Origin of the sequence: Streptomyces sp. DH37, from assembly GCF_029813835.1 — a bacterium.
Classification (GTDB): domain Bacteria; phylum Actinomycetota; class Actinomycetes; order Streptomycetales; family Streptomycetaceae; genus Streptomyces.
Map to the genome: position 1 here is coordinate 1 of NZ_JARVKV010000026.1, position 13,428 is coordinate 13,428.

11 protein-coding genes are annotated in these 13,428 nt (G+C 73.0%); 8 read left to right on the forward strand and 3 right to left on the reverse strand.

Annotated elements, in window-relative coordinates; genetic code table 11:
- Nucleotides 1-74: 74 nt before the first annotated feature.
- The gene (locus tag QC029_RS15015) at nucleotides 75-896 is read right to left on the reverse strand and encodes a DUF6202 family protein (RefSeq protein WP_279556150.1); all 822 of its coding nucleotides are present in this window, start codon (nucleotides 894-896) and stop codon (nucleotides 75-77) included.
- A 105-nt stretch (nucleotides 897-1,001) separates the two neighbouring features.
- The gene (locus QC029_RS15020) at nucleotides 1,002-2,243 is read right to left on the reverse strand and encodes a DUF6421 family protein (protein ID WP_279556151.1); all 1,242 of its coding nucleotides are present in this window, start codon (nucleotides 2,241-2,243) and stop codon (nucleotides 1,002-1,004) included.
- Nucleotides 2,244-3,023: 780 nt separating this feature from the next.
- Between QC029_RS15020 and QC029_RS15025 the strand changes: the two genes are divergently transcribed.
- Nucleotides 3,024-3,884, forward strand: coding sequence for a hypothetical protein (locus QC029_RS15025; protein WP_279556152.1), 861 nt, complete (start codon nucleotides 3,024-3,026; stop codon nucleotides 3,882-3,884).
- A 61-nt stretch (nucleotides 3,885-3,945) separates the two neighbouring features.
- Here QC029_RS15025 and QC029_RS15030 read toward each other — a convergent pair whose 3' ends face one another.
- Entirely contained in the window at nucleotides 3,946-5,073 is a 1,128-nt protein-coding gene (locus QC029_RS15030) for a spore photoproduct lyase family protein (protein ID WP_279556216.1), read from the reverse strand.
- Between the two features lie 674 nt (nucleotides 5,074-5,747).
- Here QC029_RS15030 and QC029_RS15035 point away from each other — a divergent pair.
- The 7 genes from QC029_RS15035 to mscL all read left to right on the forward strand — a co-directional run bounded on the left by QC029_RS15035 (nucleotide 5,748) and on the right by mscL (nucleotide 13,371).
- Nucleotides 5,748-7,154 carry a family 2B encapsulin nanocompartment shell protein gene (locus tag QC029_RS15035; RefSeq protein WP_279556153.1) on the forward strand — a complete coding sequence of 469 codons (1,407 nt, stop codon included), beginning with the start codon at nucleotides 5,748-5,750 and terminating at the stop codon, nucleotides 7,152-7,154.
- Nucleotides 7,155-7,194: 40 nt separating this feature from the next.
- Nucleotides 7,195-9,525: a family 2 encapsulin nanocompartment cargo protein terpene cyclase gene (locus tag QC029_RS15040; RefSeq protein ID WP_279556154.1), complete on the forward strand. Its 2,331-nt coding sequence runs from the start codon at nucleotides 7,195-7,197 to the stop codon at nucleotides 9,523-9,525.
- 1 nt (nucleotide 9,526) lies between these two features.
- A complete protein-coding gene (locus QC029_RS15045; protein WP_279556217.1) occupies nucleotides 9,527-10,519 on the forward strand; it encodes a magnesium and cobalt transport protein CorA in 993 nt (330 codons plus the stop codon).
- A gap of 125 nt (nucleotides 10,520-10,644) precedes the next feature.
- A complete protein-coding gene (locus QC029_RS15050) occupies nucleotides 10,645-10,869 on the forward strand; it encodes a hypothetical protein (RefSeq protein ID WP_279556155.1) in 225 nt (74 codons plus the stop codon).
- 243 nt (nucleotides 10,870-11,112) lie between these two features.
- Complete coding sequence (locus QC029_RS15055) at nucleotides 11,113-12,192, forward strand: YihY/virulence factor BrkB family protein (protein WP_279556156.1); 1,080 nt, start codon at nucleotides 11,113-11,115, stop codon at nucleotides 12,190-12,192.
- Nucleotides 12,193-12,325: 133 nt separating this feature from the next.
- On the forward strand, nucleotides 12,326-12,757 hold the full coding sequence (locus tag QC029_RS15060) for a DUF3618 domain-containing protein (protein ID WP_279556157.1): 432 nt from the start codon (nucleotides 12,326-12,328) through the stop codon (nucleotides 12,755-12,757).
- A 146-nt stretch (nucleotides 12,758-12,903) separates the two neighbouring features.
- A complete protein-coding gene (mscL, locus tag QC029_RS15065) occupies nucleotides 12,904-13,371 on the forward strand; it encodes a large conductance mechanosensitive channel protein MscL (protein WP_279556158.1) in 468 nt (155 codons plus the stop codon).
- Nucleotides 13,372-13,428 lie beyond the last annotated feature (57 nt).

The following is a 13,428-nucleotide window of genomic DNA, read 5'->3' on the forward strand; positions in this document are numbered from 1 at the left end:
GTCCTCCCGGGGGCCGGGAGGACCGGCACGGCGCGCTGTCCCTCGTCGTTCCTCGTCGCCCCCCGTCCCGCCGCTCAGGCCTCCCGCGCCAGGCGGTCCCCGAAGCACTCCAGCGCGCGGGACCAGTTGCCCGCGTACTCGGTGACCAGGGCCACGAACTCGGCCGCCTCCGCCTCGCCGTCGACCAGGCTCGTCATACCGGTCTCGTCGTCGCTGACCTGCTGCGCGTGGACCGTCTCCGCCTTGATGTGGGCGTCGATCCAGGCGAACTGGTCCTTCTCGGTGAAGACCGGCTCGCCGCCGGCCAGCACCTTGGCGTACATCCGCCGGAAGCCCACCGCGATGTCCAGGGCGATGGTCTCCACGACCCGCAGCTGCACCGCCGCGCCCAGCGGCGAGGCCGCCAGCCGGTCCATGTTCTCCAGCAGCGCCCGTACGGGGGCGGGGAGTTCGGCGGCCGCCCGCCGGTCCTCCTCGGACACGTGCGGCAGCAGCGGGGCGATGACGGTGTCCTCCCACCACACGTAGTGGATGCCCGCGGGCCCGCGCGGCGCCACCGAACGGAACTCCGGGGCCGCGTTGTCCAGGTCGTCGCCGATGACCTGGTACACCGTCTGGAAGGCGCCCAGGACCTCGCGGGAGGGGGAGTGGTCGCCCGCGAACGAGCGGGCCATCACCCCCAGCCCGGCCAGGGTGGTGAACATGAAGCCCTTGGTCATCGCCCGCCACCACTCGGCGACGGCGAGCCCGGCCTGCGGGCTGACGGTCTCCACGCTCCGCGCGGTGCCGAAGAAGCTGTTGTCGGCACGCCGCAGGCGCGCCTTGTCGATCTCCTCCTCGACCCGCTCGTCGAGCGCGTTCCGGTCGGCGAGCGAGAACTCCGGGGCAACGGTCACGATCACTCCAGGGGTGTCCGGCGGGTGTACGGGAAGGTGGTGCCCGGAACGTGCGGCGGGGGCCGCACCGGGACGGGAACGGGGTCGGGGGAAGCGGGGGCGGGCCTAGACGCCCAGCCGCTCCTTCACCTCGGCGAAGAACGGCACGTACCGGTAGTCCCGGGCCACCGGGTCGTAGTCGGTGTACCGGTTGGTGAACTCCAGCAGCCGCCTGCGGACGGCCTCGACCGGCTCCCGGTGGATCCGGGCCTCGATGCGCTGGATCTCGCCGAGGAACTCGGCCAGGACGGTGGAGACGGCCGGACCGAGCTCGATGACGCCGTCCCTGACGCGGATGCCGCCGTGCCCGTTCAGGTAGCCGAAGAGCAGTTGGGAGGCCACCGCGTCGTAGTTGGGACGCGGGATGCCCTCCACGGCGTAGCGCAGCAGTCTCTCCGCCAGGATGTACTCGTAGGCGGTGTGCGCCTCCTCGCGCGGCAGCGCGCGGTCGTTCAGCAGGGCGAGCATGGCGGAGACGTCCACGCGCAGCTCCTCCAGCCCCGCCAGCGGCTTGTACTTCTTGGCCGGGAGGAACTCGGGGATCGGCATGTCGCCCTGCCGGTGGTGGTACTCGTGCAGCCGCACCCACCAGGACGAGGCCTGCCGTATCCGCTCGTCCGGCGCGTCCTGGATGCGCGGGAAGCTGTCCTCGGCCATCACCGCGCCGATCATCCTCCGCGTGATGCGGTTGTGCCGTTCGACGAACTTGTCGATGAAGTAGAAGATCAGGTCGTCCGGCCGCTGGAGGCCGTCGATGTGGTTCTCCGGGAAGAGCGCCACCACCACGCGCGAGGTGAACCCCTGCGACCGTCCGGTGATGACGACCGGGGCCGTCGGACTGGCGTAGCGTTCGGCCAGGTGCGGATCGGCGGGCAGCTCCTCGTAGGTGAGGTAGTCCAGCGACAGCTTCGGGAAGTACGACGCGTCGAAGAGCGAGAAGACGTGGTTGTCGCGACGGCTGTTGATGTGGCCCTTGACGGCGTCCAGCCGGTCGCCGGGGGCGAAGGAGCCGATGTCCTCCAGGAAGGCCCGCACCGCGGGCCTGCGGGACAGTTCGGGGGACGTCTCGATCCGTTCGGCCAGGATCTTCAGGGTGTCCCTCTCGCGGAACGAGGAGCGGTCCGTCAGGCCCCGGCGTATCTCGTCCACTTCCGAGAACACCGCCTCCATCCCGTCGTCCGCGGTGTCCTCGCCGCTCCTGTCGTGCCTGCTGTTCCTGTCGTGCCTGTCGTGCCTGTCGTGCCTGCTGTTCCTGTCGTGCCTGTCGTGCCTGTCGTTCTTGCCGTTCCTGCCGTTGTCCTGCCTCACACAGCCTCCCGGGCGCCGACGGTCGGGCCGGCACGAGTCGCTGATCGAACTTCCGCGGCGGACCGGTGCGCTCCGGCCGCGGGCATGGTCGGGCCGGCCGGACGGTCGGGTGACGACGCCGGTCGACGCGCGGTGAACCACGGGCGCGGGTGCCCGCCGGTTCCTCTTCTCGCAGGTGTTCAGATGTTCCTGTCGCGTGCTCGGTGCGGTACCCGAGCAGGGCGGGCCCACGGCGGTCACGGGGGGGAGCCCGTGACCCCGCAGGAGCGTAACCACGATCAACGCGGCCTGGCCAGACGTTCGATCACGCGAGTATCGGCGTTCTCCCGCAGGAGGAGCGGCCACGGCGGGCATCCGTGACATCGCCTCAGGATCTCTGCCGGACAGGGCGGAACGGGGCACCACCGGCGCCGGATGAACCGGCCGCGCGGTGGGAAGCAACACACGGTGACCGTCTCAGGGGGAGGGAGAGGACCGATGGGAAAGGTGCCGGTGCCGGCCGTGTCGCTCGCCGTGGCGGGCCCGGCGGTGGCCGTCGCGGGAGCCGTCCGCGCCGGAGGCCGCGAGACGCGCGCCGGTCGGGCCCGGCTCGCCGAACGGGAGCGCTTGCGGGCGGGCCGGTCCACGGACGCGGGCCCGGCGGTGGACGGCCGCGCGTTCCGGGAGCACGTCGCCGGGCCGTGCCGCCGGGCCGGCGGCACCCGGCCGGCCTCGTTCCCCGCCCCGGACATCGCCCGGTCGGGCACCCCGCGCGGACTTCCCCGGAAGAGGTGAGAGGGCATGGACGTCCCGTCGCGGACCGCCCGTGAGCTGTGGACCCTGCTCGAGCCGGTCCACGCGGTGACCTACTTCGCGCCCGAGGCCCGGGCCGCCTTCGAGGACGCGGGGCTGCGCGGCTTCTGGCGCGGCTACTTCGCCGGACGCGCCGCGCCGCTGGGAGAGACCGGGCCGGAGCCGGTCACGGCCGCGTTCTTCGGCTTCGCCCCGGCCATGGTCGCCCGGGCGCTGCCCGGCGTCTGGACGGTGGCGGCGCCCGGACGCGCCCTGGAGGCACGGCGGGCCGGCGCCGGCGCGGCGCTGCGGCGCCTGCTGTCCGGGCGCGAGCACGAGGTGGAGGAGGCCGCCGGTCTCCTGCTGCCCGTGGTCCGGGAGCTGGACTGCGCCGGACGGGTGCTGGCCGCCGCCAACCGGGCGCTCGCCGTCCCGTCGCACCCCGTCGACCGCCTGTGGCACGCGGCGACCGTGCTGCGCGAGCACCGCGGTGACGGCCATGTCGCGGCCCTGGTCGCCGCCGGGTTCGACGGCTGCGAGATCCTCGTCCTGCGGTCGGGCATCGACCTGCCCCGCGCCGAGCTCCAGCCCCACCGGGGCTGGAGCGACGACGCGTGGCGGGCCGCCCGGCGCCGGCTGGCCGACCGCGGTCTGCTGGGTCCCGACGGCAGGGCGACCCCGGAGGGGCGGCGGGTCCACCGCGCCGTCGAGGAGGCGACCGACCGCGCCGCCGCGCGCCCCTGGCAGGGGCTGGACGCCGCCACCGTGGAACGGCTGCGGCGGCTGCTCGCCCCGTCGGCCCGCGCGAGCGCGGCGGCGCTGCGGTTCCCCAACCCGATGGGGCTCCCGGCTCCGGCGGGGGAGGCCTGACGGGCGCCGCCGGAACCGGCGCCGCGGCGAAGCGGTGTACCGAAACGGTGCGCCGAAGCGGTCAGAAGGCGTAGCGCACGCGCAGCCAGGGCGCGTGCGCGGCGATCAGCTCGCGCAGGCGCTCCACGGCCGCCCCCTTGGCGCCGGCCCGGTAGCGGACGTTCCGGCCGCCGTTCTCCGAGTGCTTGGCCTCCTGGAGCTCCGGCCGCCACAGCGCCTCCTCGGCGCGCGGGTGCCAGCCCAGGTTCACCTCGTGCAGGTCCCGGTTGTGGGTGAGCATGATCACCTCGGCCGCGGCCTGCGCCTTCACCGCCGGGGGCAGGACGTCGTCGAGCTCCCGCAGCAGCCCGGTCCACGCCGCCTCCCAGCCCGGGCGTACGACGACCGGCGAGAGGTTGAAGTGCACCTCGTACCCCGCTTCCAGGAAGTCGCCCGCGGCGGCGATCCGCTCGGCGACCGGGCTGGTGCGGATGTCCAGCAGCCGCGAGTCGCCGGTCGGCATCAGGGAGAAGCGGATCCTGGTGCGGCCGCGCGGGTCGTACGCGAGCAGGTCGGGGTTGACGAACTTGGTCGCGAAGGAGGCCTTCGCCGTCGGCCACCGCCGGAAGGCGGCGACCAGGTCGGCGGTGCTGTCGCAGATCAGCGCGTCCACCGAGCAGTCGCCGTTCTCACCGATGTCGTACACCCATGCGTCGGGGTCGCACTGGTTGGGGGCGGGCTTGGGGCCCTGGGCCGCGAGGTGCCGGCCGAGACGGTCGATGATCCGGTCGGTGTTGGTGAAGACCGTGATCGGGTTGGCGTAACCCTTGCGGCGGGGCACGTAGCAGTAGGCGCAGGCCATGGCGCAGCCGTTGGAGGGGCCCGGAGCGATCCAGTCGGCCGAGCGGCCGTTGGGTCGGACGGTGAAGGTCTTGCGCACCCCCAGAACCAGGGTCTCGGTCTTCACCCGCACCCAGCGGGCCGCGTTGCCCTCGTCGCCGTGCAGCCCGGGGATCCGCCAGTGCGAGGGCACCTCGACGACACGGGCGCGGGGGAAGCGCGCGATGATCTCCCGCCCGCGGGCCGACGCGGCGGCCTCCGGCTCGGCGTGGATCTCCCGCACGTCGAGCATGCGGACGGCCGCGGGGGAGCCCCGGAACGCGGCGGCGGGCGCCGGGGCTCCCCCGCGGCCGTCCGCTCGCGGCGGCAGCAGGTCGTCCAGGGGGAACAGTCCGTCCGGCTGGTCGGGGTGGTGCTGCACGGGAGGGCTCCGGACGGTTCGTGGGGACGGATGGCGCACTACCGATCCTAGGAGGGGGCACTGACAACGGGCCGCCGTCGCGTAACCGCGGCGTCACCCGGAGTGCCGGTGCGGGCGGACTCGCTCCCCGGCGGTGCCGTCCACGGCCCGCGGGGGGTGCGGTACGCCGGGGCCGCTGGAGCTGCCGGGGCCGTCGGGGTCGGCAGGGCCGCCGGACGCGCCCGTCCGGCGGGCGGACGGGACCGGAACCAGGGCCGGAACCAGGGCCGGGACCGGGAGGCGCCGGCGCCGGCCGTCCGTGCCGCCTCCCCTCCGAAGAGGCCCGCGCCGAGCGGCTCGCCCCCACCCCGCCCCGGGCGCCGGCGAACCACCGCGGAGGCACGAACTCCCGTACCGCGCAGCGCACTTGAGGCGAGTGACCACCCCGGATCCGAGATCGTTAAACACCGGACGATCAAGAACATCCGATGGGATGAGAAGCGCCGGGCGGCCGTGGTCTCCGCCCCGGACTCCGCCTAGCGTGCTGATCGATCGCGGAGGACGCCGCAGGCCCCGACGCCCGGGAGCCGGGTCCTCGTCCCGCGCCGCACCGTCGCGCACACCACCCGAAGGAGACACGGCCGATGTCGGTAGAAGCAGCCAGCGAAGCGCGGCAGGACCAGCGCCTCAGCCTCGGCACCGCCGCCGCGCGGAACCTCGCCACCACCACCAAGTCCGTCCCCCAGATGCAGGGGATCAGCTCCCGCTGGCTCCTCAAGGTGCTCCCCTGGGTCCAGACCGAGGGCGGTGTCTACCGTGTCAACCGCCGTCTGACCTACACCGTCGGCGACGGCCGCGTCGAGTTCGTGAAGACCGGTTCGCGGGTCCAGGTGATCCCGCGCGAGCTGGGCGAACTCGCGGTGCTGCGCGGCTTCGAGGACGTGGGCGTGCTGACGGCCCTGGCCAACCGCTTCGTCCAGCGCGACTTCGAGGCCGGCGAGGTGCTCGCCGAGGAGGGCGGTCCGGCCGACCACATCTACCTGATCGCGCACGGCAAGGTGCAGAAGACCGGCAGCGGCCCGTACGGCGAGCCCACCCGCCTGGGCGTGCTCGGCGACGGCGACCGGTTCGGCGAGCAGAGCCTGCTCGACGGCGAGGCGACCTGGGAGTACACCGCCAAGGCCGTCACCGCCGGCACCCTCCTCGCCCTCCAGCGGCGGGAGTTCACCTCCGTCATGGAGAGCTCGCCCGCCCTGCGGTCCCACGTCGCGGAGTTCGCCGCCCTTCCCCGGCAGCGGCAGAACGAGCGGGGCGAGGCCGAGATCGCCGTGTCGTCCGGCCACACCGGTGAGCCCGAACTGCCCGGCACGTTCGTGGACTACGAACTCCGTCCGCGCGAGTACGAACTCAGCGTCGCCCAGACCGTGCTGCGGGTCCACACCCGTGTGGCGGACCTCTACAACAAGCCGATGAACCAGACCGAGCAGCAGTTGCGGCTCACCGTCGAGGCGCTGCGGGAGCGGCAGGAGCACGAGCTGATCAACAACCGCGAGTTCGGCCTCCTGCACAACGCCGAGTACAGCCAGCGGATCCAGACCCACTCCGGACCGCCGACCCCGGACGACCTGGACGAGCTGCTCAGCCGCCGCCGCGGCTCGAAGTTCCTCCTGGCCCACCCGCGCACCATCGCCGCCATCGGCCGCGAGATGAACGCCCGCGGCCTCTACCCCGACCACGTGGACCTGATGGGCACCCACGTCCCGGCCTGGCGCGGCGTGCCCATCCTGCCGTGCAACAAGATCCCCGTCACCAGGGAGCGCACCAGCTCCGTCATCGTCATGCGCACGGGGGAGGACGACCAGGGCGTCATCGGCCTGCACCAGGCGGGGATCCCCGACGAGTACGAGCCCGGCCTGTCGGTGAGGTTCATGGGCATCGACGAGAAGGCGATCATCTCCTACCTCGTCACGACCTACTACTCGGCCGCGGTCCTGGTGCCCGACGCGCTCGGCGTCCTGGAGAACGTCGAGATCGCCCGCGAAGGGGAGTGACGGCGGATCCCGGGACGACACGAGGAGAGGTGAGGCGCGCATGTCGCGACCCTTCGAACTGCCGGACTTCTACGAGCCGTACCCGGCGCGGCTGAACCCCCGTCTGGAGTCGGCCCGGGCCCACTCCAAGGAGTGGGCCCGGCGGATGGGGATGATCGAGGGTTCGGGGATCTGGGACGAGGACGACTACGACTCCCACGACTACGCCCTGCTGTGCGCCTACACCCACCCGGACGCGTCCGCCGGACGGCTGGCCACGGTGACCGACTGGTACGTCTGGGTGTTCTTCTTCGACGACCACTTCCTGGAGAGCTTCAAGCGCGGCCGGGACACCGCGGGCGCCGGTGAGTACCTGGAGCGGCTGCGCGCCTTCATGCCGGTGGGCCCGGCCGGCGCGGCCCGGGACGCGGACGCCCCCGCGGTACCGGAGAACGCGGTGGAGCGGGGGCTGGCCGACCTGTGGGCCCGTACGGTGCCGGCCATGTCGGACGGCTGGTGCCGCCGGTTCGCCGAGGCCACCCGGCACCTGCTCGAGGAGAGCATGTGGGAGCTGGCCAACATCAGCGAGGGCCGGATCGCCAACCCCCTGGAGTACATCGAGATGCGGCGCAAGGTCGGCGGCGCCCCCTGGTCGGCGGGTCTGGTGGAGTTCGCCGCGGGCGCCGAGGTCCCCGGGGCGATCGCGTCGAGCCGTCCGATGCGGGTGCTGAGGGACGCCTTCTCCGACGCCGTGCACCTGCGCAACGACCTCTTCTCCTACCAGCGGGAGGTCGAGGACGAGGGCGAACTCTCCAACGGGGTCCTGGTCTTCGAGACGTTCCTCGGCTGCGGCACCCAGCAGGCCGCCGACGCCGTCAACGACCTGATCACCTCCCGGCTCCACCAGTTCGAGCACACCGCCCTCACCGAACTGCCGCCGCTGTTCGCCGAACACGGCCTGGACCCGAAGTCCTGCGCGGACGTGCTCGCGTACGTCAAGGGCCTCCAGGACTGGCAGTCGGGCGGCCACGAGTGGCACCTGCGCTCCAGCCGCTACATGAACGACGGTCCGGCCGGTGGGTCCGGCGCCCCGCTGCCGGGCGGGGCGGGCCTCCCGGACGGACCCACCGGCCTGGGCACCTCCGCGGCACGCATCGCCGCCTCGCTGGCGGCCACCCTGCCGGCCCGGCTCGGAAGACACGCCCACCCCCCGCACGAGAGGGTCGGGCCGGTGCGGCTCCCGGAGCTGCGCATGCCGTACTCCACCCGGCTCAGCCCCCATCTGGACGCCTCCCGCGAGAACATCGTGGAGTGGGCGCACCGGATGGGGATGCTGGACGCCGTGCCCGGCGTCCCCTGCTCCGGCATCTGGGACGAGCACAAGCTGAGGGCCTTCGACCTCGCCCTCTGCTCGGCCGGCATCCACCCCGACGCCTCACCCGCGCAACTGGACCTGACCACGGGCTGGCTCACCTGGGGCACGTACGGGGACGACTACTACCCGGTCGTCTTCGGACGCACCGGCGACCTGGCGGGCGCCAGGGCGTGCACCGCGCGTCTGTCGGCCTTCATGCCGGTGGACCGCGGTGCCGCACCGCCACCGCTGAACGCGCTGGAGCGGGGGCTGGCCGACCTGTGGGCCCGTACGACGGGCCCGATGGCCGTGGACGCGCGGCGTGCCTTCCGCGGCACCATCGAGGAGATGACCGGCAGTTGGCTGTGGGAGCTCGCCAACCAGGCGGCACGCCGCGTCCCCGACCCGGTCGACTACGTGGAGATGCGCCGGAAGACCTTCGGGGCGGAGTTCACGATGAGCCTCTCCCGGCTGTCCCACGGCAGGACGGTGCCGCCCGAGGTCTACCGGGCCCGCCCGGTCCGGGCGATGGAGCACGCGGCGGGGGACTACGCGGGCCTGCTCAACGACCTGTTCTCGTACCGGAAGGAGATCAAGTTCGAGGGCGAGATCCACAACTGCGTGCTCGTCGTGCGGAACTTCTTCGGCTGCGGCACTCCGGAGGCCCTGGAGATCGTCGGGGACCTGGCCGACTCCCGGATGCGCGAGTTCGAACGCGTCGTCTCCACCGAGCTCCCCCGGATGTTCGAGGACTTCGCCCTCGACGCGGAGGCCCGCGCCACGCTCACCGGCTACGCACGGGAACTCCAGCACTGGATGGCCGGAATCCTCATCTGGCACCAGGGGTGCCGCCGCTACACGGAGGCCGAGCTGCGCCGCCCCGTGGGCGTGTCGTCGCGCGTCCCCCACGGCCCCACCGGTCCGGGCACCGCCGCCGCCCGCGTCGCGGCGCTGCTCGGGGGGTCGCACCGGACGGAGTTCCCGCCGGTGCGGTGGGACGGCCAGGCATGGAATCGGGCCGGTGAAGCATCCGTGTGACATGGAGTGCGTGATCTACCGGGAAAAGGCCGGAACAGCCCGCCGGGTCGGCTGCGGGCAGCCCGACGAGGCGGGGCGGACGGTGCTCAAGCACCTGCGCGAACTGGGGGAGGGGGAGTTCGGCTGGATACGTCTGGACTCCCCCTCCGAGCGCGACGTGGCCGAGCTGACGGGCGAGCTGGGGGTGCACCCGCTGGCGGTGGAGGACGCGGCCCACGCCCACCAGCGTCCCAAGCGGGAGTGGTACGGCGACGTGCTGGCGGTCGCGCTGAGGACGCTGTGGTACGTCGAGGGGGAGTCGGAGGTGGAGACGGGGCAGATGATGGTCTTCCTCGGCCCCCGCTTCGTGATGACCGTCCGGCACGGAGCGGCCGATCCCGCAGCCGAGGCCGCCCGCCGGCTCGCCGCGGATCCCACGACACTGCGCTTCGGCCCCGTCTCGGTCCTGCACGCCGTCCTGGACGTGGTGGTGGACGCCTACACCGACGCCGCGGACAAGGTGCGCACCGACCTCATCGAGCTGGAGCGGTGCGTCTTCTCCTCCTCCCGCGACGACCTCACCGAGGAGATCTACTCGCTCAAGCGGGAGGTCCTGGAGTTCCGCGACGCCGTCCAGCCCCTGGTCCCGGTGGTGCAGGAGTTCGTCTCCGGACCGCGGGAGCGGTGGCCGCGGGAAGCACTGCCGTACTTCCGCGACGTGGCCGACCACCTGCACCACACCGACACCGAGGTCCGTTCCCTGGACGAGCTGCTCAACTCCGCGCTCGACGCCCACCTGGCCCGGGTGGGCACCTGGCAGAACGACGACATGCGCCGCATCTCCGCGTGGGCCGCGATCCTCGCCATCCCCACCATGGTCGCCGGTCTGTACGGCATGAACTTCGAGCACATGCCCGAACTGCGCTGGGCCTACGGCTATCCGCTGGCCGTGGGCGCGATGGGCGTCGCCGCGGGGCTTCTGTACCGGGCCTTCCGCCGCAACGGATGGCTGTGACGGCGGATGACGGACGGCGGACGGCGTATCGCCCGAATACCCCGGGGAGGGCTTCGAAGGGTTTCCGCCCGCTGTGGGAGGCAACGCGGAGCAGAGACAAGCCCTTCCCTTTCAAAGGAGCCCCCGTGGCTGTCACCGCCTTCGTCATCCCTCCCCTGCTGCTGTGCATCATGCTCGCCCTCGGGCGGTACGAGGAACGCATGCTGGGCGAGGCCGGCCCGGAGTCCGGAGCCGGGACCGAGCCGTCCGGCCGCACGTCGGGCGGGCGCCATCTGCGGGCCGTGCCGGACCTTCCGCCGCACGCGCCGTCGGAGTCCACCGCGCCGCACGACGCCGAGCGCGCCGCGTGAGATCCCGGTGCCGCGACACCGGGACCCCACCGGGCCCCGCCGCCCGTCCCGGTACGAGACGGCCGGCGCACCCGCCAGGCGATCCGTGCCGGAACAAGGCCGCCGCTTCACCCGAAGCGGCGGCCTTGTTCCGTTCCGCGGCCCGCTCGGCGGTTCCGTACCGCATCCGCCGCCCTCGCTCCGGAGACGATCCGCCCCCCGGGATCCCCGTTTCCCCCGCGGGGAGGCGGTTATCCGCTGGTCATGGCACGGACAACAAAAACGGCACACCCGGAGCACCGGGAAGAAACAGACCGCCGCACCGGCGCGGGACCGGGCCCGGAGGTGGACCGCAGGGCTCCGGACGAGCCGACGGACATGCCGAGGAAAGCCTGGTGGGCCGTGCTGAAGCGCACGGCAGGGGAGTTCAGGGACGACGAACTCGCCGACCGGGCCGCGGCCCTGACCTACTACGGGGTCCTCTCGCTGTTCCCGGGACTGCTGGTGCTGGTCTCGCTGCTGGGCGTCGCGGGGGAGTCGGCGACCCGGCAGGTGATGGACAACCTCCAGAACCTCGCCCCCGGCCCCGCGCGCGAGATCATCACCAACGCCGTGCGGCAGTTGGAGGGCAACGGAGGCACCGGTTCGGTGCTGGCGGTCGTCGGTCTGCTGGCGGCCGTGTGGTCGGCGTCCGGCTACGTGGCGGCCTTCATCCGCACCTCCAACGCCGTCTACGACATGCCCGAGGGACGGCCGGTGTGGAAGGTCATGCCGCTGCGGCTGGGCCTGACGGTGGTGCTGATGGTCATGGCCTGCGCGAGTGCGCTGATCGTGGTGTTCACCGGCGGGATCGCCCGGCACGCCGGCGCGGCCCTGGGCATCGGGGACGCCGCGCTGACGGTGTGGTCGATCGCCAAGTGGCCGGTGCTCGTCCTGCTGGTCACGCTCATGATCGCGCTCCTGTACTGGGCCGCGCCGAACGCGCGCGGCCGGGGCTTCCGCTGGGTGACCCCGGGCAGCTTCCTGGCCCTGGTCCTGTGGATGCTGGCCTCCGCGGGCTTCGCGCTGTACGTGGCCAACTTCGGTTCCTACAACAAGACCTACGGCACCCTCGCCGGCGTGATCGTCTTCCTGGTGTGGCTGTGGATCTCCAACCTGGCGATCCTGCTGGGCCTCGAGTTCGACGCCGAGATGACCCGCGAACGCGCCATCGTCGGCGGCCACCCGGAGGACGACGAGCCGTACGTCGAGCCCCGCGACACCCGCAAGTGGACCGACGAGGAGCGCCGGGAGGCCGACCTGCCGGTCGGCAACGCCCGTGAGGACGCCCGTGACGACACCTGATCCGCGCCGTCCGGCCCGCCACCGGACTCGATGGCATGAGCACCGTGACGCCGGGTAGTCGGGCCGCTGGACAAGAGGACCGAACCGACGACGCCGGGGCCGACGCGGCCCCGGGCGAGGGGAAGACGGAGCGATGAGCAGCGAGTCCCAGCACAACGGCCGGACCCTCAGCCCCGACGAGCTCCGCGAGCGGGTCGAGGGCACCCGCGAGCAGCTCGGCCAGAGCGTGGAGGAACTGGCGGGCAGGGTGGACGCGAAGGCCAGGATGAGGGAGAGGACCACCGCGATCACCGCCCGTACGCGGGAGAAGGCGGCCCGGGTGGCGCGGTTGGCCCAGGACAGGACGCCCGAGCCGGTGCGGAGGAAGGCGGTCTCGGCCGGCACCCGGATCGGGCAGGGCGCCGCCGCCGTCGCGGGCACGGTCCGGAGCAGGACACCGGCGCCGGTGAGCGAGAAGGCCGGGCAGGCGGCCCGGGCCGCCCGCAGCCGCCCCGGTCTGCTCGCGGTCGTGGCGGCCCTGCTCGTCGTCTGGGCCGGGACGCGCCGGAGCGGGAAGCGCCGGTGAGACACGCGGGGTTCTGAGCCCGGGGAGGCGGCGTCCGGTCCGGGTACGGGGCCACGAGCCCGTACCCGGACCGGACGGACGCGGCACCCCGCACGGGACCGCGAGGCGGAAGGGCAGAGGGAGAAGAGGAAGAGGAGGAGCGGAAGGTGAAGGGCCTTCAGGGGTTCCGCAGTTTCATCCTGCGCGGCAACGTCGTGGACCTGGCCGTCGGCATCGTGATCGGTGCGGCCTTCACCGCCGTCGTCAACGGCTTCGTGAAGGCCTTCCTGACCCCCGTGGTGGGCCTGGCGACCGGTGCGGCGGGCGACTTCAGCCGCAGGACCTTCACCGTGGGGGAGACGGTCTTCCCCTACGGAGGCTTCGTCAACGCCGCGATCAGCTTCCTGCTGGTCGCCTCCGCGCTGTACTTCCTGGTCGTCCTCCCCGTCAACAAGCTCCATGAACGCTTCGCCCCCCACCACGACGTCCAGGCGGACAAGCGCGACTGCCCCGAGTGCCTCAGTCCCGTACCGGCCAAGGCCCGCCGCTGCGCCCACTGCGCCAGCGAGCTGACGCCGATGCCCGGTCCGTCCGGTGCCGAGCGGACCGCTCCCGAGCCGCGGAAGCCGGCCTGACGACCGGCTGTGCGCCGTCCGCGCGCCGCCGCCGGGAAAGACGGGGAAGGCGGGGAA

Excerpts from the sequence above, each read along its gene's own strand:
- QC029_RS15060 (WP_279556157.1), top strand. The coding sequence starts at position 12,326 with ATGAGCAGCGAGTCCCAGCACAACGGCCGGACCCTCAGCCCCGACGAG.
- QC029_RS15045 (WP_279556217.1), top strand. The coding sequence starts at position 9,527 with ATGGAGTGCGTGATCTACCGGGAAAAGGCCGGAACAGCCCGCCGGGTC.
- QC029_RS15035 (WP_279556153.1), top strand. The coding sequence starts at position 5,748 with ATGTCGGTAGAAGCAGCCAGCGAAGCGCGGCAGGACCAGCGCCTCAGC.
- QC029_RS15025 (WP_279556152.1), top strand. The coding sequence starts at position 3,024 with ATGGACGTCCCGTCGCGGACCGCCCGTGAGCTGTGGACCCTGCTCGAG.
- QC029_RS15055 (WP_279556156.1), top strand. The coding sequence starts at position 11,113 with ATGGCACGGACAACAAAAACGGCACACCCGGAGCACCGGGAAGAAACA.
- QC029_RS15040 (WP_279556154.1), top strand. The coding sequence starts at position 7,195 with ATGTCGCGACCCTTCGAACTGCCGGACTTCTACGAGCCGTACCCGGCG.